Here is an 18,585-nt window from a genome sequence, read left to right as displayed (position 1 = left end):
ACCATCGAGTGATCACTATCTACTGCGAACCAGGAGAATAATCTCCAAACGGATCCAAAACATCAATCAACTCAAATAGTTCGCAACCGCCCTCTCATAGCGGTGCCCATGCCGATCGGCGTCGTTCATGACGGCCACGTCGTCGAGCGTGACGACGGCCGGCAGAGAGCTGCTGAACGGCTCCGCACTCATCCCGCCATGTTACCGACGAGCCTCCTCAGGAGGCACCATCCGCCCGCAGTTGAGTGACCGTGGCCGGGGAGGACTCGGCCAGCTGGGCCAGGGCCTGGACGATCTTGTCGGCCGGCATCGGCTTGCAGAAGTGGTAACCCTGGGCGGACGGGCAGCCCAGGGCGATCAGCGCCGCCCGCTGTTCGATCGTCTCGATGCCCTCGGCGACCACCCGGACGCCGAGGCGGGCGCCCAGCTCCACGGCGCCGCGGACGACCGCGCCCGCCGCCGCGGAGTCGATCATCTCGTCCACGAACGAGCGGTCGATCTTGATCTCGTCGACCGGCATGCGGGTGACCGAGGAGAGCGACGAGAAGCCGGTGCCGAAGTCGTCGAGGGAGACCTGGACGCCGCCGGCGCGCAGGCGGGCCAGCACCTCGTCGACGATCTCCTGCTCGCTGACCGCCACCGACTCGGTGATCTCCAGGACCAGGCGGGAGGCGGGCGTACGGTGCCGGCGCAGCGCCTCGGTGACCTGGGTCGGAAAGGTCGGGTCGGTGAGGCTGCGGGCCGAGACGTTCACCGAGACCGGTACGTCGATCCCGCTCGCCGTCCAGTCCGCGGCCGAGGCCAGGGCCAGGTCGAGCACCCGCCGGGTGAACGGGATGAGCAGCTCGCTGCGCTCCACGGCGGGCAGGAACTCGCCCGGCGAGAGCTGGCCGCGCCGCGGGTGCCGCCAGCGGACCAGGGCCTCGACCCCGGTCGGCACACCGGTCACCAGGTCGACCGCGGGCTGCAGGTGCAGCATGATCTGGTCGTCCACCGCGAACGCGTCCTGCAGCTCGGCGAGCAGCGCCAGGCGGTCGGTGCTGCTGGCGTCCTGGCCGCTGTCGTACGTCGCGACGGTCAGACCCTGCTCCTTGGCCTTCCCGGTCGCCAGCGAGGCCCGGCGCAGCAGCTCGGTCATCTCGACGTGGCCGGCCCGGTCCACCACGGCGCCGACGGTCACCTCGACGGCCAGGCGTACGCCCGCAACCGTCATCGGCAGCCGCAGTTGCTCGACCAGCTCGCGGGCCCGGCGCAGGACCTGCGGCATCGGGTTCGGCTTCGCCGGGGCGGCCGAGTCGGCGAGCGCGGTCACGCTCGGCATCAGCAGCGCGAACTCGTCGTCTCCGGTACGCGCGACCAGCTCCCCGGCCCGGGCCTGTCCGCCGAGCCGCTCGGCGACCAGCCGGAGCACCTCGTCGCCGCCGCCGTTCCCGAGCGTGCTGTTGACCTCGCGGAACCCGACCAGGTCGAGGAGCAGCAGGGCGACCGGGCGGGCCCGGTCCGACGAGCGCAGCAGGGCGTCGCCCTCCTGGGCCAGCGCCGGGCGGTTCAGGAGTCCGGTGAGCGGGTCGTGCACCCGCTGGTGGGCCGCCTGCGCGTCCAGTTCGGCGATCCGCTGGTGCGCGGCCGCGTCGTGCAGCGCGCCGGCCAGCGCCTCGCCGTACGCCGTGATCGCCGCCTCGTCCCGGGAGACCGGCAGCGTGGGCTCGCCCAGCCAGACGGTGAGCTCGCCGAGCGGGCGGCCGGCGATCGCCATGCTCCGGGTGACCGCGGGGCCGGCCTTGACCACGCTGACGTCCTCGCCGGGCCCGTCCTGCGCGTACCGCCGGCGGCCGGCGGGTGACCGCACCTCCAGCTCGGCCCGGCGGGCGCCGAAGACGTGGAGCGCGCCGAGCAGCCCGGCCCGGGCCACGTCGGCCTCGGTGGTGCCGGGCAGCGTGGCGGTGGCGGCCGCGAACGCCTCCCACAGCCGGCGCTCCTCGGCGGCGCGCAGGTGGAAGCGGTACGTCCGGTGCAGCACCCAGAGCGCCGGCCCGAAGGCGAGCAGCCAGAGCGGCTCCCGGACCAGGGCGAAGACCGCGAGCAGGCCGACCAGGACGTTCCCCACCGACATCGGCAGTTTCGCGTAGAGCACCTTGGCGGCGACCGGGCCGGGCCGGGCGCCGCGCTGCAGCGTGAGGGTGAGCACCACCAGACCGAAGGTGATCAGCAGGTAGGTCACCGCGCCGGCCACCAGGGCGAGGGCCATGTGGCCGCTGCGCACACCGGCGTTCCCGGCGAGCAGGGTGGTGACCAGGGCTGCCGCCGAGACCCCGAGGGTCATCGAGGCGACCAGGTGGACGATCTCGACGATGTTGCGCAGCCCGGTGAGCCAGGCGAGCAGCAGCCACGCCGCGCCGATGCCGACCATCGTGGCGGCGGGCAGCCAACCGGCCGGGGCGATCACGAAGCCGGCCACCACGGCGGCCTCGGCCCAGCTCACCGAGACGGCGTCCGGCCCGAGCCGGAAGCGGAGGCCGGCCAGCTGGGCGATGGCGGCCAGCACGGCGGCGACGCCGACCCCGACGAGCGGGGAGAGTGGCCGGTCGGCCGGGAGGTGTACGGGCTGCAGCGCGCCGAGCAGCACGGCGGCGAGGGCGGCGAGGACGACCGTCACGGTCAGGATCCGGACGGGTTCGGCGCGTACCAGGGGGGTCACGAGGACGTCCCTGTTCCGGAGGGAACGGGACGATGCACGTGCAGATGCGTCGGTGAGACTCGGCGCCGGACAGTGGTCATGTCGGCGCCCCCTTCCGCGCAGGGTCCAGGGACCGGGTACGGCCCCCGGCGGAAGGCTAAATCAATACCGTTGAACGCAACAGGCCTTGACGGAACGGCGAGCGCCCTACTCTGTGGACAGCGCCCGTCGAACCGGGCGCCGCCCACCGGGCGCGCGACGATCAGCCCTTGGCCGGGCCCGTGTCCGAAGCGGACCCACGGTCGCCGTCCACACCCGCCGCGACCTCGGGTTCCGCGGTTTCGCCGGGCCGTTCCGATCGATCCGCTTCGACCTCGCCGGCCGCCGGATCGCCCGATCGCTGCAGATCCGCATCGAGCCGCGCGATCTCCGCCACACGTTCCCGCTCGGCAGGAGTGGGAAAACTGTCGGGAAGCCGACGCAAGCGCTTGTTCATGTTGCGGATCAGCAGCACGGTCGCGATCGACATCAGGACGATGACGAAGAGACCCATCGGACCGGCCAGGCCGCCCGAACGGGTGTCACCGAAGTTGTTGACCGAGAGAATTTCCACGCCCCCAGCCTACTGCTCAGCCGGCGTCGACCTTCTCACGGATGCCCGCGAACAGGTCGGACTCCGGAACCGGGCTGTCGACCAGCGAGCGGGCGAGCTCGAAGTCCTCGGTCGGCCACACCTTCTGCTGCATCTCCAGCGGGATGTGGAACCAGAACCCGTCCGGGTCGACCTGGGTGGCGTGCGCCCGCAGCGCGTCGTCCCGGATGGCGAAGTACTCCCCCGCCTCGACCCGGGTGGTGATCTTGTCACCCCGGTCCTGCCGGTCCGACCACTTCTCCAGCCACTCCGCGTACGGCGACTCCAGCCCCGCCGCCAGCATCCCCTCGTGCAGCGCCAGCATCCGCGCCCTGGTCCAGCCGGAGTTGTAGTACAGCTTCAGCGGCTGCCACGGCTCGCCCAGCTCGGGGTGGAGCTCCGGGTCACCGGCCTGCTCGAACGCGACCACCGAGATCTTGTGGCACATGATGTGGTCGGGGTGCGGGTAGCCGCCGTTCTCGTCGTACGTCGTCATGACGTGCGGCCGGAACTCGCGGATCAGCTTGATGAGCGGCTTGGCCGCCTCTTTCGGGTCCTGCAGGCCGAAGCAGCCCTCGGGCAGCGGCGGCAGCGGGTCGCCCTCGGGGAGCCCGGAGTCGACGAAGCCGAGCCAGGCCTGGTCCACACCGAGGATCTCCCGGGCGCGGTCCATCTCCCTGCGGCGGATGTTGGTGATGTCGGCCAGCACCTCCGGCCGGTCCATCTTCGGGTTCAGCACGCTGCCGCGCTCTCCCCCGGTACACGTCGCGACCAGGACGGAGACACCCTCGGCGACATATTTCGCCATGGTCGCGGCGCCCTTGCTGGACTCGTCGTCCGGGTGGGCGTGCACGGTCATGAGACGCAGTTGCTCAGACATAGTGTGTATTAAGACCCTCTCGACCCGGCCTGCCGTCGGCGAGCTCGGCTCGGCTGCGAAGATGGAACTCCGCCATTCTTGCCGATCCCTCCGACAAGAACGCACGAGAGGCCCGACGAGTGAGCGAGACGCGCGCCACAGCCCCGGTTTTCCCGCCCGGTCGCTACGGCCGTCGCCGGGACGGCCGGCGGCGATCGCTGCCCCTCGTCGTCGCCGGGGTACTCTGCGCGGCTCTCATGATCGCCCTGACCTGGTCGTACTATCTGAAGTTCGGTCAGACCGATTACGATCCGCAGATCATCGGCTGGTCGGAGCCGACCGACGCGGAGATGGTGATCAAGTTCAGCGTCCGGATCCCGGAGGACGCGACCGCCTCCTGCGTGCTGCGCGCCCGTGACTACCAGGGCTACGAGGTGGGCACCCGGACCGTCGCGATCCCCGCTCCGGCCGGCGGCGGCGCGATCACCGTCGAGGAGTCCGTCCCGACCACCGCGCGCGGCTCGGTCGGCGACATCATGAGCTGCCGCCCTGCCGCGTGACAGGCCGTTCACCGGGTCGGGAAATCGACAGATCCGGTGCCTCGCATACCGCTGGTAAGCTTAGTGATTCGCTGCGTTGAGCAGGCTTCATGTCGTGCACTGCCCCGTACCAGCAAGGAGATCGACCGTGTCCAGTTCCGAGACGCCGAAGACCTGGCTCTCCCAGGACGCTTACGACCGGCTGCAGGCCGAGCTCGACGAGTTGATCGCTGGTCGGCCGGCCATAGCCGCGGAGATCAACGCACGGCGCGAGGAGGGTGACCTCCGCGAGAACGGTGGATACCACGCGGCCCGCGAGGAGCAGAGCCGTCAGGAGGGGCGGATCCTCTACTTGAAGGAGTTCCTCCGCAACGCCGAGGTCGGCGAGGTCCAGGCCGCCGACTCGGTGATCCCCGGCTCGGTCGTCACGATCTACTTCGACGACGACAAGGACGACACCGAGACCTTCCTGCTGGGCTCCCGGGAGATCTCCTCCACCACCGACCTCACGGTCTACAGCCCCGAGTCCGCGCTCGGCAAGGCGATCCTCGGCGCGCGCACCGGCCAGACGGTCACCTACACCGCCCCCAGCGGCGCGGACATCAAGGTCACCGTGGTCAAGTTCGGCGCCTTCGAGGGCTGACGTCCACCACCTCTCCGAAGGCTGCGGCAACGTCTCTGCCGCAGCCTTCGTCTTCTCCCGTACGCCGTGGGCCCGGTCAGGCCGTCGCGTCCACCTGGACCTCGACCTGGTACCCGGCGTCGCGGAGCGCCCCGATCAGCGCCGACGAGTGGTCCGGCCCGCGGGTCTCCACCGAGAGCGCCACCTCCACCTCGCCGAAGCTCAGCCGCGGGCTCTGTCGCGAGTGCACCACGTCGACGATGTTGGCCCGCTGTTCGGCGATCTCCCGCAGCATCCTCGCCAGTTCGCCCGGCCGGTCCGTGCAGCGCACCGCCAGCCGCAGGTAGCGCCCCGCCGAAGCCAGACCGTGTTCGATCACCCGGAGCAGCAGCATCGGGTCGATGTTGCCGCCGGAGAGGATCGCCACCACCGGATCGTCACCGCGTGGTGGCGCGTACGCCCCGGTCAGCAGCGCCGCCACCGCCGCGGCCCCGGCCGGCTCGACCACCATCTTGTGCCGCTCCAGGAGCACCAGCAGGGCCGCCGACAGATCCTCGTCGCTGACCGTGACGACCTCGTCGACCAGCTTGGCGACGTGCGCGAACGTCAGATCCCCGGGCCGCATCACCGCGATGCCGTCCGCGATCGTCAGGCAGCTCTCCAGCTTCCGCGGTGCCCCGGCGACCAGCGAGGGCGGAAACGCCGCCGCACCGGCCGCCTGCACCCCGATGACCCGGATGTCCGGCCGCAGCGCCTTGGCCGCCACCGCCAGCCCGGAGACCAGCCCGCCGCCGCCGACCGCCGTCACGATGGTGGCCGCCTCCGGACACTGCTCCAGGATCTCCAGCGCCACCGTGCCCTGCCCCGCGATCACATCCGCGTGATCGAACGGGTGAATCAGCACCGCCCCGGTCCGCGCCGCGAACGCGTGTGCCGCCTCCAGCGCGTCGTCCACGCTGGTTCCGGCGTACTCGACGCTCGCGCCGTACCCCTTCGTGGCCGCGACCTTGGGCAGGGGCGCGCCCTCCGGCATGAAGACCGTGGCCCGGATGCCGAGCAGCCCGGCCGCGAGCGCGACACCCTGCGCGTGGTTGCCGGCGCTGGCCGCGACCACGCCGCGCTCCCGCTCCGCCTCGGAGAGACGCGAGATCCTGGTGTACGCCCCACGGACCTTGTACGACCCGGCCCGCTGCTGGTTCTCACATTTCAGCCAGACCGGCGCCCCGGTGATCTCGGTCAGCGGCCGCGACGGGATCAGCGGCGTGGTCTTGACGACCCCGCCGAGCAGCGTACGGGCCGCTTCCACATCGGCGAGAGAGAGCAGCAGGTCGGTCATGGCGCCATCGTGCCACCGCCCGTTCGCGCCTTTCCCGCACACCTCAGCGAGTGCGACCCAGGAAACAGTGCCACCCGCCGCCCTGGCTGAAATCGATCAGACCAGGGCGTGCCGCTGCCACGGGTTCGCGACCTCGAACTGTCCCGCCACCGCCAGCAGCAACAGCTCCGACTCCGGCGGACCCACCAGCTGCACCGCCAGCGGCAACCCGTCCGGGCGGAACCCGACCGGCACCACGATCGCCGGCAGCCCGGCGAAGTTCCACGGCGCCTGATACGGCGCGTACTGCGTGTTCGACCGCACGTTCCGGTACCACGGCATCGCCGAGTACCGCACCGCCGGCGGCGGGGCGGCGGCCAGCGCCGGGGTGAGCAGCAGGTCGACGTTGTTGTCGGCGAAGAAGCGGATCGAGCGCTCCCGCCAGGAGTCCCGGTGCGACTGCCGGACCAGGCCGGCCGCCTGGGCCGCCCGGCCCAGCGCGATGTGCCGCCGGGTGCGCGCCTGCAGGTTCTTGACGTCCTTCACCAGCTCCGCGTTCTTGTACGCCCCGGCGAACCAGGTCGCGAGCACCCCCATCGCCACGCTGGTCGGGTAGGCCGGGTCCGCGCCGACCGTGTCGTGCCCGGCGTCCACCAGCAGCTTCGACGCGGTCGCGACCGCCGACACGTTCGGCTCGTCGGGCTTGACCCCGGCGATCGGCGACCGCAGCGAGACGCCGACCCGCAGCTTGGCGGGCTCGACCAGTTTCGCCGGTGCCTGCCCGGCCAGCACGCTGAAGCCGAGCACCGCGTCAGCCACCGTGGTGGTCAGCACGCCGTTCTCCACCAGGCCGAACCAGTCGTACTCGCCGAAGTCGACCGGGACCGCGCCCCGGCCCGGCTTGAGCCCGACCAGCCCGCAGCAGGCCGCCGGGATCCTGATCGAGCCGAGCCCGTCGTTGCCCTGGGCGATCGGTACCAGCCCGGCCGCGACCGCCGCCGCCGAGCCCCCGGACGACCCGCCCGGCGTACGTTCCAGGTCCCACGGGTTGCGGGTGGCGCCCTCCGCGTCGTCGGTGGTCGCCCAGAGGCCCATCTCGGGCATCTTGGTGACGCCGACGACGACCGCGCCGGCGCCCCGGAGCCGGCGGACCACCTCGTGGTCCTCCTCGGCGACCTCCGGCGTACGCGCCCCGGCCGAGCCGTGCCAGGTCGGCAGGCCCGCCACCGGGGTGTTCTCCTTGACCGCCACCGGCACCCCGGCGAGCGGCAGGTTGGCCAGGTCCTCCTGGTCGTCGACCTTCTCCGCCTCGGTGATCGCCTCGCCGCCGCGGACCACCCGGAACGCGCCGAGCGCCTCGTCCGAGATGCCGATCTGCTCCAGATGGTCGGCGACGACCTGGGTGGCGCTCGCGTCACCGCGCCGCACCGCCCGGGCGATCTGCTTCGCGGTGGCGCCCACCCAGGTCGTGCTCTCCATGTCGCAGATCTCCCGCGTCCTGTGGGTCCTAGCCGAGCGCCTGCTCAAGGTCGGCGAGCAGATCGTCAACGGTTTCGATGCCGACAGACAGTCGCACGAGATCGGCGGGAACTTCAAGCGCTGAGCCCGCAGCCGACAGATGTGTCATCTGGCCCGGGTGCTCGATCAGCGATTCCACGCCGCCCAGGGACTCGGCGAGCACGAACAGCTTCGCCCGGTTGCAGATCGCCATCGCCTGCTCGGGGCCGCCCTTGGCGCGGAACGAGACCATGCCGCCGAAGCGCCGCATCTGCTTGGCCGCGACCTCGTGGCCGGGGTGCGACGCGAGACCCGGGTAGAGCACGCTCGCCACGGCGGGGTGCTCGCTCAGGTATCCGGCGATCCGCTCGGCGTTGTCGCAGTGCCGGTCCATCCGTACGCCGAGGGTCTTGATCCCGCGCAGGGTGAGCCACGCGTCGAACGGCCCGTTCACGGCGCCCATCGCGTTCTGGTGGAACGCCAGCTCGTCGCCGAGGCCGGTGTCCGCGACCACCAGGCCACCGCCGACCACGTCCGAGTGCCCGCCGAGGTACTTGGTGGTCGAGTGGATCACCACGTCGGCGCCGAACGCGAGCGGCTGCTGCAGGTACGGCGAGGCGAACGTGTTGTCCACCGCGAGCAGCGCGTCGTACTCGTGGGCCAGCCCGGCCAGCAGCGCGATGTCGGCGACGTTGAGCAGCGGGTTGGTGGGCGTCTCGGCCCAGATCATCCGGGTGTGCCCGGGGCGGAAGGCGGCGCGTACCGCGTCGATGTCGTCCAGCGGGACCGCGGTCCAGTCCAGCCCCCACCGCTCCGCGACCTTGGCGAAGAGCCGGTAGGTGCCGCCGTACGCGTCGTTCGGAATGACCACGTGGTCGCCCGGCCGGCAGACCGTACGCAGCAGGGTGTCCTCGGCGGCGAGGCCACTCGCGAAGGCCAGCCCGCGCCGTCCGCCCTCGATCGCGGCCAGGCACTCCTGCAGGCTGTCCCGGGTCGGGTTGCCGGAGCGGCTGTACTCGTACCCCAGCCGCGGGGCGCCCACCGCGTCCTGCGCGTAGGTGCTGGTCTGATAGATGGGCGGCACCACCGCGCCGGTCCGCGGGTCCGGTTCCTGGCCCGCGTGGATGGCGAGGGTGTCGAACCCGTAGTCATCAGCAGTCATGTTTGGCAAGGCTAGTCTCACACTGTGGCTGACTGCGTGTTCTGTTCGATCGTGGCGGGCACCGTCCCGGCTTTCCCGGTGGCCGACACCGACGACGGCGTCGCCTTCCTGGACGTACGCCCGGTCTTCAAGGGCCATGTCCTGGTCGTCCCCCGCCCGCACATCGTCCAGCTCACCGACCTGCCCGGCGAACTTATGGCAGGATATTTCGGATTCGTTCAGCGAGTCGCGGCCGCCGTGCCCGCCGCGCTCGGCGCGACCGGCACCTTCGTCGCGATGAACAACCTCGTCTCCCAGTCCGTGCCGCACCTGCACACCCACGTGGTGCCCCGGACCAAGGGCGACGGACTGCGCGGCTTCTTCTGGCCCCGCCGCAAGTACGCGGACGACGACGAGGCCGCCGAGACCGCCGAACTCATCGGTAAGGAATACCGCCGTCTCGGTGTTACAGAGACCGGACGAAGGGAGTGACCGTGTTCCTGCGGTACAAGAAGCTGGACCTGCCCACCACCGAGACCGCCCTGCCGGGTCGCGCCGTCGAGATGCCGGTCTCCGACTCGCACGCCGTCCTCGGTACCCCGCTGAAGGGCCCGTGGCCCGAGGGCCTTTCGACCGCGGTCTTCGGAATGGGCTGTTTCTGGGGCGCGGAGCGCATCTTCTGGAAGCTGCCGGGCGTCTACTCGACCTCGGTCGGCTACGCCGGCGGTCTCACCGCCAACCCCACCTACGAGGAGACCTGCTCCGGCGCCACCGGCCACACCGAGGTGGTCCAGGTCGTCTACGACCCCACCAAGATCACGTACGAGTCTCTGCTGAAGGCCTTCTGGGAGAACCACGACCCGACCCAGGGCATGCGCCAGGGCAACGACGTCGGCACCCAGTACCGCTCCGCGATCTACACCACGACGGACGCCCAGGCCGCCACCGCCCGCGCTTCGGTGACCGCCTTCCAGCCCGTCGTCACGAAGGCCGGCCACGGCGAGATCACCACCGAGATCGCCCCGCTGACCACGTACTACTACGCCGAGGACTACCACCAGCAGTACCTCGCCCCGACCAAGAACCCGAACGGCTACTGCAATCACGGCCCCAACGGCATGACCTGCCCGATCGGCGTCGGCTCCCTGCCGGCCCAGACCGACATCGAGGTCCCGGGCGCCACCCACTGACGGTCGCCTACTCCCGAAAGGGCGGTCCGAATTCCGGCCGGGCCGCCCTTCTTCTTCGTGAGACGATGGGTGCGGGAGGTGACCTGTCGTGCGCCGATACGCCAAACCGATCGTCGTCGCAGACGATCTCGTGATGCTGAAGGGCCGGACCAGCGGCGTCGTCACCCTGCCACGTCATCTCGACTGGTCCGGCGCGGCGGACTACGACCTCGACAGCGCCGGCCGCGTCGTCGACCTCTACCGCACGGTCCTCGTCGAAGCCACCAAGGTGACCGACCTGCACGAATTCCTCGATCGGGCGACCCTGAGCCGGCTCTGGCCTTCGCTCTGGTTGCCGCCTGACCTCCGCAGATCGTGGGAAGAACGCTTCCCGGTGCTCCGGCGGGCCGATTCGGAGGCGACCGCGGCGTAGCGTGCCGCCATGGATCCGCGTCACCGGAGGCTCGCCGAGATCGCGCTGCAGGCTGCGGGCGGCGACCACGGACTCGCGCTCGCCGGTGGCTACGCCGTTCGCGCCCATGGCATGGGCGACCGACCGAGCTCGGCAACATGCCCGCCCAGACCTCCGTCGAGGCGCCTGACGCCCGCTGTGGCCGCCGCGGTGGCCGCAACCCTTCAGAGGGTGCACCGCCTCATTCGTTGCCGACGCGCTTCCTGTGTACGTACACTCGTACGTACACAGGAAGGAGATGGCGATGACCATCGCCGCATCCGCCCGATTCGAGTTCCGCCTTCGCCCGGAGGCGAAGAAGCGCATCGAGCAGGCAGCCGAACTGGTACACGAAAGCACGTCCGACTTCGCGCGAACCGCTGCGGAGGAGCGCGCCGACCACATTCTGCAAGAGCACTCGGCTGCCACCACCGTGCCGGCCGACTTCTTCGATGAACTTCTGCGGGCGCTCGACGCTCCGGCACGACCGAACGCCGCGCTGAAGAATGCCGCGGAACGCGCTCGCGGCATCGTGGAACGACGGTGACGCTCGTGGCCTTCGTCAGCGAAGCACTGAACGAACACCACGAGACCCAGCACTTCGACAGCAGCAAGACCGAGCTCGACATCTGGTTACGGGAGCACGCCCTGACCAGCGGGGCTCGCCGTACCGGCCGAACCTTCGTCTGGCAGGACGACGGACGGGTTGCCGCCTATTACACGATCGCGGCGCATCTGATCGTGCGCCAGGACCTCCCCCGGTCCCTCGGGCGAGGAAACCCTGGCCAGATTCCGGCCGTACTGCTGGCCCGGCTCGCCCTCGACAAGACCCTGCACGGCCAAGGGCTCGGTGGAGCCCTCCTCGCGGACGCCCTACAGCGCATCGTGGTCGCCACCGAGGTGGTCGCCGCCCGCTTCGTGGTCGTTGACGCGATCGACCGGGATGCGCACGGCTTCTATCTCCACCATGGCTTCCGCGAGATCCCCGGCTCCATGCGCCTGGTTCAGAAGATCAGCGACATCGCCGCAGCAGTCCGCCACTGAACCAGCGAGGGGCACCTGTCGTCAGCCTCGTCCCCAACGGCATGACCTGCCCGATCGGCGTCGGCGCCGTGCTAGCCCAGAGCGACATCGAGGCTCCCGGAACCCGCTGACCGTCCGCGACGGCCACCGCTCACGGGCGGTGGCCGTATCCTTGACGAGTGCGGCCCTACGCCAAGCCGATAGTCGTTCCCGGAAGTCTTGAGCTGCTCCGGGGACCGGATCGTGGCGTCATATCACTGCCCCGTCACCTCAAGTGGTCGGGCAACAGCCGCTACGACCTCGACCAGCCGGGCCGGATCGTCGACCTCTACCGGACGGTGATCAACGAGGCGGCCAGCCCGACTGACCTGCACACCTACATCGACCGTGAGCAGCTACTCGCCCTCTGGCCGACGATATGGCTCTCCCCTGCCGTTCGCGGCGCCTGGGAGGCCGCCTTTCCCGAGCTTGCGCGACTCCACGACCTCGATGTGGCTTAAGGAGGCCGATGGACCCGCGGCACAGTCGAATCACGTCCATCGCGCTGCAAGCGATCGGCGGCTACGGATTCGCCCTGGCCGGTGGATACGCCGTCAGCGCCCATGGGATGGGTGACCGGCTCAGCAGCGACGTCGATCTCTTCACTGACTGGCCCAGCCGATCGGAGTTCCCTACCGCCGTGGATGCGGCCATCGCAGCCTTGGAGCAACACGGCTACGCCGTGCACGTCGTCACACGATTCGAAACCTTTGCCCGCCTGCTACTGACCGAAAGCGACGAACCTGACAGCGAGCCCGAGAAGCTTGAGCTGTCGGCCGACTGGCGCGCACATCCTCCGGTGATGTCCGAGATCGGGCCGGTGTTGCACCCGGACGATGCGGTCGCGAACAAGATGTGTGCGCTGTACGGCCGAGCAGAGGCCCGCGACTTCCTCGATGTCGACGCCGCCCTGCAAAGCGGCCGATACAGCCGGGAACGGCTGTTGGAGCTGGCCGCAGCCTCGGACACAGGCTTCGATCGGGAGATCTTCAGTGGGGCGCTCAGCGCCCTGGAACAGACAACCGACTCCGACTTTCAAGACTATGGCCTTACGGCCGACCAACTCACCGCGATGCGCCGACGATTTGCGGAATGGCGAACCGCACTGCGCGCGCCGACCATCCGACCTTGACCGTCCCCCAAGCCCGATGCGACGGGGCACATGCCGTCAGCCCTGTCCCCAACGGCACGACCTGCCCGATCGGCGTTACTGAGACCGGCGCCTGGGTCAGCCCGATACGCCGACGCATCGAGCGAAAATCGACTCAGCAATGCATGACGTGCTGTAATACAATCTGTCTTATGACCACGATTACGTTTCGCGCTGACGATGATGTCGAGCGAGCGCTCGCCGATCTCACGACCGCGGATCGGGATCGCTCACAGGTGATCCGCGAGGCAATCCTCGCCACCTGGCGCGCCCGCCAAGCCGAACGACTTCGCGCTGAGGCCGAGGCCGTCGCGGCGGATCCCGATGACGTCGCCGAGGCCAGGGCGGTCCTCGCTGACATGGAGGAACTCCGTGCGTGGTGACGTCCATGAGCTGAAAGCGCCTCGGGACGCCAAAGGCCACGAACAACGTGGCAACCGGTTCGCGGTCGTCGTGCAGTCGGACCTGCTTCCGCTGTCCACGCTCCTGGTCGCCCCGACCTCGACCAGCGCGCGTCCGACCAGCTTCCGGCCCGAAGTCGAGATCAACGGCAAGACGACCTACGTACTGGTCGAGCAGACCGTCGCGATCCAGCCCGAGCGACTCGGCCGTGTCATCGCCCATCTGACCCACGACGAGATCACGGCGGTCGGCAAAGCACTACGCACCGTTCTCGATCTCTGACGACCCGGGAGTCCGACCGGTCGCATACATGATGCCCTCGTCCCCAACGGCACGACCTGCCCGATCGGCGTCGGATCCCGGCCGGACCAGACCGACATCGAGGGCCCGGGCGCCACCCGCTGACGGCCACCGCCTCCCGAACGGGCGGGCCGGCTCCGAACGGGCCGCCCACCCGGACTCCGCCGATCCGGCGTGTGTGGTCTCGCACGTGTGGGTGTGCCCGGGGTGACTGCGGTGACGTCCGATTTCTTCAAGACGCTGGCCCGGGAGTTTCGTACGGTCGACGCTGTGGCACTTACCTTCAACGCGATCGGCCTCGCTGTGGCCGACATGGCAGCGTCCCTGGCCTTCTACCGCCGGCTCGGTCTGGAGTTTCCGGACGGCGCCGAGGACGAACCGCACGTCGAGGCGACGGTTGCCGGAGGGATCCGGCTCATGTTCGACACGCACTCCGCGTTGCGGTCCTTCGACCCGGATTACCAGCCGGGGCCGCCGGCCGGTGGTTGGGCCTTCCTCTGCGACGATCCGGCCGAGGTCGACGCCTCCTATGCCGACCTGTGCGGCGCCGGGTATCCGTCGGTCAAGGCGCCCTGGGACGCCCCGTGGGGCCAGCGCTATGCCCAGGTGAAGGATCCGGACGGCAACGTCGTGGACCTCTTCGCCTGGACCGCTTCAGCGGAGTAGGACCGACGTGGGGCAGCGTGGACGCCCATTGCTCGTACACGCACCCCACCCTGCCACGCGGGTACTAGTCCTTCGTCACCGTGATGGTCACCGTCGCGCTGGCGTGCTGGGCACTGGTGCACGTGTAGCGGCCCGGTTCGTCGAGAGCGAGCAGCTGGGTCTCGCCCTTGGCGATCCGGGAGTCGTTCCCGTCGTCGTCCTCGCCGCAGACCATGGTCTGGGCCGTGCCGGACCGGTTCGTGACGGCGAAGTTCTCCGTCGCGGCCACCGTGACCGTCGCCGGTTCGAAGGCGTAGTCGCCGGACGACGTGGAGACGATGGTCAACTCGTGTGCCGGAGCCGCACACCCGCTGTCGCCGGAGACGGTCAGCCGGAGCACGGCACCGGCGCTCTCCACCTCGAAGGTGCCCTCGTCCGGGAACTGAACGATCTGGCGCTCGCCGCGTGCGACGACGCTGGTGACCATGCCCGCGTCCGGACCGGCCGACAGCCTCCGTGGCGAGCCGGACCGGTTGGTGACCGCGAGCGCGGCGCCGCGCTCGATGGTGAGGCTCGCCGGGCTGAACGCGTACGTCCCACCGCTCCGGGTGATCACGACCTTGGTGGCACTGGTGCACTTCGGGTCGGTGGCACCGGTCGTCCCGGACTCGCTCCCGGCATCCTCGCCGGTCGCCGCCACCGCCGGACCCGTCGTGCTCGGCGACCCGCCGGCCGAGGCCGGCGCGCAGGCCGCGAGGGCCACGAGCACCGCGGCCGCGGCGTAGCAGGTCAACCACGGACGGCTCATCAGCACAGCTCGGCGCACCAGGTCTCCCTACGTCAGGGCTCACATGTTCACCGGGTGATACGGAACTGCGGCATCCGCAGATCGGCGTCGGCTCCCCATCCGCCGAAGAGGCACTCTGCGTCACCGAGAGGGCGCAAGGCGTGGGGGTTGAATTCACGCGAGGGGTCTAAAAAAATCGACATGTCCCGAAATCGTGACCACACTCGGGGAGTGAGGGTCAGTGGGAGGTGGGTCGATGGGGCCGGTTTTCTTGAATGAGGATGAGCGGGAATCCTGGGCGATCGCCGAGTCGATGCTCGAGCAGGCGCGGGCCATGATGCGGGAGGCCGAGGCCGCGATGGAGACGTTCCGGACCGGCAAGGAGATGAACATGCTGCGGTGCCTGCGGAAGGGCATCAGCAAGTCGGATGCCGAGATCCGCTGGTCGGCGTCGGTCAACGCCAAGAACGCGATCTCCAACAACAGCTTTCACGTGGGTCTCGCGTCGATGTATTACGGCGCGGCGACCGCCAACTTCGCGCGGGCGCTCTACCTGCGCAGCCGCGGTGGCCGCCCGCTCTGAGCACGGCGGGCCGGCGCTCCACGGCGTACCGGAGAAGGGGATCTCAGGGTTTGGGGGTGTCGTGTTCCGCGACCGGTGTGGAGTCGGGGCGGGGCGGGGCGGCCTGTGCGGGGCTGATCGGCGCGGCGAGGGCCAGGCCGAGGACTGCTCCGGCACCGATCAGACGCAGGCCGGCGAGAGAGACGGGGCGACGCTCGGACTTCTCCATGCACTACTCCTAACCTCTGCGGCCCATCACCATGCCAGGCCAACCTGAGACATCCCTGTGACCAAGACTGTGTAAAGGACATCCCTGTGTCAGAGGCGCCGGAACGGGCACCATGGATTCCGTGGAGATCGCCACCGAGACCGAGCGTAAATACGACGTCCCCGAGACCTTCCGGCTTCCGGACCTGGCCGGCGTGGCTGGGATCGCCCGGGCCGGCGGCGCCGAGACACATGATCTCGACGCCACCTACTTCGACACCGATGATCTGCGGTTGATGAAAAGTCGCCGGACATTACGGCGGCGCTCCGGTGGCAACGACGCCGGATGGCATCTGAAGACGCCGGACGAGGGCTCCGGGCGCACCGAGCACCGCATCCCCGACCCGGGCGGCCAGCCCGATCAGGGCGGCCAGCCCGGACAGCACGACCGGGAGGTGCCGGACGAGTTGGTGCGCCTGGTCCGGCCGATCGTCCGGCGGCATCCGCTGGGGCCCGTCGCGCGCCTGGTCACGCACCGGGTGGAGACGCCGCTCCTGGACGTGGAGGGCCGCACGCTCGCCCTGGTCGCGCAGGATCGGGTGCGGGCCGAGGCCGGCGACGACGAGAGCGCGTGGCAGGAGATCGAGGTCGAGCTCGTCGACGGCGGCGAGGAGGTCCTCGACGGCGTCGAGGGACTGCTGCTCACCGCCGGTGCCAGTCATGCCGCGGGTCCCTCCAAGGTCGCGCGGGCCCTCGCCCGGCGACTCGATTCTCTGCGTGGCCCCAAGGGCAGAGTCAACCCCGTTTTCGCGTACGCCCGTGAGCAGCGCGACGCCATCGTCGGATACGACCCGGCGGCCCGGGCCGGAGAGGCCGACGCGGTGCACCGGATGCGGGTCGCCGTCCGGCGCCTGCGCAGCACCCTGAAGACGTACCGGCGCTGGTTCCCGGAGACGGCGCGGACCGAGGTGGACCCGGAGCTACGCTGGCTCGCCCGGATGCTCGGCGGCGTCCGGGACCCGCAGGTACTGACCGGGAAGCTGCTCGCCGGCGTGGAGTTTCCCGAGGTCGCCGAGCGGATCCGGGCCGCGCTGGAGCAGCGGGTGCACGAGGGCCGCGAGCAACTCGGCGCGGCACTCGACGCGGACCGCTACCTCGACCTGCTGGACCGGATCGACGAGCTCGTCGACGACCCGGGCGACGCGCCGTCCGACCCGGCACGGCGTACCCGAAAGATCTTGAAGAAGGCGGACGCCCGGTTGGACGCCGCCGTCGCCTCCGGGGTCGACGAGCGCCTGCACGAGGCCCGCAAGACCTACAAGCAGGCCCGGTACGCCGTCGAGGTGATCGCCCCGGCGCACGGGAAGCCCGCCAAGCGGCTCGTCAAGGCGCTGACCGCATTGCAGGACGGGCTCGGCGCGCATCAAGACTCGGCGATCGCCAGGGAAACACTGCGTGAAATCGGCTCGGACAGTTTCGATTTCGGGGTTCTCTACGGCCGCCAGGAGCAGGTGGGTAAGGAGACTCTTCTCGAAGTGCCCGCGCTGGTGCGGGCATCGCGGCGCAAGAAGGTCCGTCGATGGCTGGTGAGGGCATGAGCACTGAGATCCATGAGAACGGGATCTACGAGGACGCGGTCGGCAACCCGTACGCGGGGCCGATCGCGGAGCTGAACGGATACCGGGTCGTCGACGACGAGGACGACGACCCTCGCCTGCTGCGGGCGGACGGCAGCCCGGTCGACACGTGGCGGGACGACTACCCGTACGACGAACGGCTGTCCCGCGCCGAGTACGACCACCACAAGCGGCTGCTCCAGATCGAACTGCTGAAGCTGCAGAACTGGTGCAAGGAGACCGGCGAGCGGCTGGTCATCCTCTTCGAGGGGCGGGACGCGGCCGGCAAGGGCGGCACCATCAAGCGGTTCATGGAGCACCTGAACCCGCGCGGCGCGTCCGTGGTGGCGCTGGAGAAGCCGAACCAGCGGGAGAGCACCCAGTGGTACTACCAGCGCTACATCAAGCACCTGCCCTCGGCCGGCGAGATCGTGCTCTTCGACCGGTCCTGGTACAACAGGGCCGGCGTGGAGCGGGTGATGGGCTTCTGCACCCGCAAGGAGTACCTGGAGTTCCTCCGGCAGACCCCGGAGCTGGAGCGGATGCTGGTCAACTCCGGCATCCACCTGGTCAAGTTCTGGTTCTCGGTGACCCAGGCCGAGCAGCACACCCGGTTCGCGATCCGGCAGGTCGATCCGGTACGCCAGTGGAAGCTCTCCCCGATGGACCTGGAGTCCCTGGACAAGTGGGACGACTACACCGAGGCCAAGGAGGCGATGTTCTTCTACACGGACACCGCCGACGCGCCCTGGACCGTGGTGAAGAGCAACGACAAGAAGCGGGCCCGGCTGGAGGCGATGCGGCACGTGCTGCACCGCTTCGACTACACCGGCAAGGACCCCGAGGTGCTCGGCACCCCCGATCCGCTGATCGTCGGGCCGGCCTCGCTGGTGGTCGAGTCGACCGATAACGGTCCTCGGGTATTCCCCCGCCTCTAGTGATTTTAAATCGTT

Annotated in this window: 24 protein-coding genes; 15 read left to right on the top strand and 9 right to left on the bottom strand. The window is 69.9% G+C overall.

Annotated elements, in window-relative coordinates; all coding sequences use genetic code 11:
- Positions 1-66 precede the first annotated feature (66 nt).
- The 4 genes from AB0M08_RS09285 to mca form a co-directional block, all read right to left on the bottom strand.
- On the bottom strand, positions 67-192 hold the full coding sequence (locus tag AB0M08_RS09285; protein ID WP_364490813.1) for a hypothetical protein: 126 nt from the start codon (positions 190-192) through the stop codon (positions 67-69).
- A gap of 25 nt (positions 193-217) precedes the next feature.
- Positions 218-2,698: an EAL domain-containing protein gene (locus AB0M08_RS09280; protein ID WP_364490811.1), complete on the bottom strand. Its 2,481-nt coding sequence runs from the start codon at positions 2,696-2,698 to the stop codon at positions 218-220.
- A 241-nt stretch (positions 2,699-2,939) separates the two neighbouring features.
- The gene (locus AB0M08_RS09275) at positions 2,940-3,230 is read right to left on the bottom strand and encodes a hypothetical protein (RefSeq protein WP_364490829.1); all 291 of its coding nucleotides are present in this window, start codon (positions 3,228-3,230) and stop codon (positions 2,940-2,942) included.
- A 76-nt stretch (positions 3,231-3,306) separates the two neighbouring features.
- Complete coding sequence (mca, locus tag AB0M08_RS09270; RefSeq protein ID WP_364490809.1) at positions 3,307-4,188, bottom strand: mycothiol conjugate amidase Mca; 882 nt, start codon at positions 4,186-4,188, stop codon at positions 3,307-3,309.
- 119 nt (positions 4,189-4,307) lie between these two features.
- Here mca and AB0M08_RS09265 point away from each other — a divergent pair, with 119 nt between their 5' ends.
- Positions 4,308-4,727 carry a DUF4307 domain-containing protein gene (locus AB0M08_RS09265; protein ID WP_364490807.1) on the top strand — a complete coding sequence of 140 codons (420 nt, stop codon included), beginning with the start codon at positions 4,308-4,310 and terminating at the stop codon, positions 4,725-4,727.
- A gap of 127 nt (positions 4,728-4,854) precedes the next feature.
- Positions 4,855-5,349: a transcription elongation factor GreA gene (greA, locus tag AB0M08_RS09260; protein ID WP_364490805.1), complete on the top strand. Its 495-nt coding sequence runs from the start codon at positions 4,855-4,857 to the stop codon at positions 5,347-5,349.
- 76 nt (positions 5,350-5,425) lie between these two features.
- Here greA and ilvA read toward each other — a convergent pair whose 3' ends face one another.
- From ilvA to AB0M08_RS09245, 3 genes are all read right to left on the bottom strand, one after another.
- Positions 5,426-6,664 (bottom strand): threonine ammonia-lyase, encoded by a 1,239-nt coding sequence (gene ilvA, locus AB0M08_RS09255; protein WP_364490803.1) that lies wholly within the window; start codon positions 6,662-6,664, stop codon positions 5,426-5,428.
- Positions 6,665-6,760: 96 nt separating this feature from the next.
- Positions 6,761-8,122, bottom strand: coding sequence for an amidase family protein (locus tag AB0M08_RS09250; protein ID WP_364490801.1), 1,362 nt, complete (start codon positions 8,120-8,122; stop codon positions 6,761-6,763).
- A 28-nt stretch (positions 8,123-8,150) separates the two neighbouring features.
- Positions 8,151-9,302, bottom strand: a complete 1,152-nt coding sequence (locus tag AB0M08_RS09245) for a cystathionine gamma-synthase (RefSeq protein WP_364490799.1) — start codon at positions 9,300-9,302, stop codon at positions 8,151-8,153.
- A 24-nt stretch (positions 9,303-9,326) separates the two neighbouring features.
- On the opposite strand from AB0M08_RS09245, the gene AB0M08_RS09240 reads away from it, so the two are divergent.
- From AB0M08_RS09240 to AB0M08_RS09195, 10 genes are all read left to right on the top strand, one after another.
- Positions 9,327-9,773, top strand: a complete 447-nt coding sequence (locus AB0M08_RS09240) for an HIT family protein (protein ID WP_364490797.1) — start codon at positions 9,327-9,329, stop codon at positions 9,771-9,773.
- 2 nt (positions 9,774-9,775) lie between these two features.
- Positions 9,776-10,471: a peptide-methionine (S)-S-oxide reductase MsrA gene (gene msrA / locus AB0M08_RS09235; protein WP_364490795.1), complete on the top strand. Its 696-nt coding sequence runs from the start codon at positions 9,776-9,778 to the stop codon at positions 10,469-10,471.
- 88 nt (positions 10,472-10,559) lie between these two features.
- The gene (locus tag AB0M08_RS09230) at positions 10,560-10,883 is read left to right on the top strand and encodes a hypothetical protein (RefSeq protein WP_364490793.1); all 324 of its coding nucleotides are present in this window, start codon (positions 10,560-10,562) and stop codon (positions 10,881-10,883) included.
- A 283-nt stretch (positions 10,884-11,166) separates the two neighbouring features.
- Positions 11,167-11,448: a DUF1778 domain-containing protein gene (locus AB0M08_RS09225; RefSeq protein ID WP_364490791.1), complete on the top strand. Its 282-nt coding sequence runs from the start codon at positions 11,167-11,169 to the stop codon at positions 11,446-11,448.
- Entirely contained in the window at positions 11,445-11,945 is a 501-nt protein-coding gene (locus tag AB0M08_RS09220; protein ID WP_364490789.1) for a GNAT family N-acetyltransferase, read from the top strand. The genes AB0M08_RS09225 and AB0M08_RS09220 overlap by 4 nt, the downstream gene beginning before the upstream one ends.
- A gap of 158 nt (positions 11,946-12,103) precedes the next feature.
- Positions 12,104-12,424: a hypothetical protein gene (locus tag AB0M08_RS09215; protein WP_364490787.1), complete on the top strand. Its 321-nt coding sequence runs from the start codon at positions 12,104-12,106 to the stop codon at positions 12,422-12,424.
- Positions 12,425-12,432: 8 nt separating this feature from the next.
- Positions 12,433-13,095, top strand: a complete 663-nt coding sequence (locus AB0M08_RS09210) for a nucleotidyl transferase AbiEii/AbiGii toxin family protein (RefSeq protein WP_364490785.1) — start codon at positions 12,433-12,435, stop codon at positions 13,093-13,095.
- Positions 13,096-13,265: 170 nt separating this feature from the next.
- Positions 13,266-13,496, top strand: a complete 231-nt coding sequence (locus AB0M08_RS09205) for a hypothetical protein (protein WP_364490783.1) — start codon at positions 13,266-13,268, stop codon at positions 13,494-13,496.
- On the top strand, positions 13,486-13,797 hold the full coding sequence (locus AB0M08_RS09200; protein ID WP_364490781.1) for a type II toxin-antitoxin system PemK/MazF family toxin: 312 nt from the start codon (positions 13,486-13,488) through the stop codon (positions 13,795-13,797). The genes AB0M08_RS09205 and AB0M08_RS09200 overlap by 11 nt, the downstream gene beginning before the upstream one ends.
- Before the next feature lie 288 nt (positions 13,798-14,085).
- Positions 14,086-14,481, top strand: coding sequence for a VOC family protein (locus AB0M08_RS09195; RefSeq protein ID WP_364490827.1), 396 nt, complete (start codon positions 14,086-14,088; stop codon positions 14,479-14,481).
- A 64-nt stretch (positions 14,482-14,545) separates the two neighbouring features.
- On the opposite strand, the gene AB0M08_RS09190 is transcribed toward AB0M08_RS09195, so the two are convergent.
- Positions 14,546-15,286, bottom strand: a complete 741-nt coding sequence (locus AB0M08_RS09190) for a hypothetical protein (RefSeq protein WP_364490779.1) — start codon at positions 15,284-15,286, stop codon at positions 14,546-14,548.
- 232 nt (positions 15,287-15,518) lie between these two features.
- Here AB0M08_RS09190 and AB0M08_RS09185 point away from each other — a divergent pair, with 232 nt between their 5' ends.
- On the top strand, positions 15,519-15,830 hold the full coding sequence (locus AB0M08_RS09185; RefSeq protein ID WP_364490777.1) for a hypothetical protein: 312 nt from the start codon (positions 15,519-15,521) through the stop codon (positions 15,828-15,830).
- Positions 15,831-15,873: 43 nt separating this feature from the next.
- Here the strand turns inward: AB0M08_RS09185 and AB0M08_RS09180 are convergent, their stop codons facing one another.
- Positions 15,874-16,038 (bottom strand): hypothetical protein, encoded by a 165-nt coding sequence (locus AB0M08_RS09180; RefSeq protein WP_364490775.1) that lies wholly within the window; start codon positions 16,036-16,038, stop codon positions 15,874-15,876.
- A 121-nt stretch (positions 16,039-16,159) separates the two neighbouring features.
- Here AB0M08_RS09180 and AB0M08_RS09175 point away from each other — a divergent pair, with 121 nt between their 5' ends.
- Together AB0M08_RS09175 and ppk2 are read left to right on the top strand one after the other, a co-directional pair.
- On the top strand, positions 16,160-17,614 hold the full coding sequence (locus AB0M08_RS09175) for a CYTH and CHAD domain-containing protein (protein WP_364490773.1): 1,455 nt from the start codon (positions 16,160-16,162) through the stop codon (positions 17,612-17,614).
- Complete coding sequence (ppk2, locus tag AB0M08_RS09170; protein ID WP_364490771.1) at positions 17,611-18,570, top strand: polyphosphate kinase 2; 960 nt, start codon at positions 17,611-17,613, stop codon at positions 18,568-18,570. The genes AB0M08_RS09175 and ppk2 overlap by 4 nt, the downstream gene beginning before the upstream one ends.
- Positions 18,571-18,585 lie beyond the last annotated feature (15 nt).

The sequence above is a fragment of the Actinoplanes sp. NPDC051851 genome, assembly GCF_040681165.1.
Lineage (GTDB): Bacteria > Actinomycetota > Actinomycetes > Mycobacteriales > Micromonosporaceae > Actinoplanes.
This window is presented reverse-complemented; position numbering and strand designations above follow the sequence as displayed.

Bases quoted from the DNA above. Each gene is read 5' to 3' on its own strand.
- AB0M08_RS09180 (WP_364490775.1), bottom strand. From the start codon at position 16,038: ATGGAGAAGTCCGAGCGTCGCCCCGTCTCTCTCGCCGGCCTGCGTCTG.
- ilvA (WP_364490803.1), bottom strand. From the start codon at position 6,664: ATGACCGACCTGCTGCTCTCTCTCGCCGATGTGGAAGCGGCCCGTACG.
- ppk2 (WP_364490771.1), top strand. From the start codon at position 17,611: ATGAGCACTGAGATCCATGAGAACGGGATCTACGAGGACGCGGTCGGC.
- mca (WP_364490809.1), bottom strand. From the start codon at position 4,188: ATGTCTGAGCAACTGCGTCTCATGACCGTGCACGCCCACCCGGACGAC.
- AB0M08_RS09225 (WP_364490791.1), top strand. From the start codon at position 11,167: ATGACCATCGCCGCATCCGCCCGATTCGAGTTCCGCCTTCGCCCGGAG.
- AB0M08_RS09210 (WP_364490785.1), top strand. From the start codon at position 12,433: ATGGACCCGCGGCACAGTCGAATCACGTCCATCGCGCTGCAAGCGATC.
- AB0M08_RS09275 (WP_364490829.1), bottom strand. From the start codon at position 3,230: ATGGGTCTCTTCGTCATCGTCCTGATGTCGATCGCGACCGTGCTGCTG.
- AB0M08_RS09205 (WP_364490783.1), top strand. From the start codon at position 13,266: ATGACCACGATTACGTTTCGCGCTGACGATGATGTCGAGCGAGCGCTC.
- AB0M08_RS09250 (WP_364490801.1), bottom strand. From the start codon at position 8,122: ATGGAGAGCACGACCTGGGTGGGCGCCACCGCGAAGCAGATCGCCCGG.
- AB0M08_RS09245 (WP_364490799.1), bottom strand. From the start codon at position 9,302: ATGACTGCTGATGACTACGGGTTCGACACCCTCGCCATCCACGCGGGC.
- AB0M08_RS09285 (WP_364490813.1), bottom strand. From the start codon at position 192: ATGAGTGCGGAGCCGTTCAGCAGCTCTCTGCCGGCCGTCGTCACGCTC.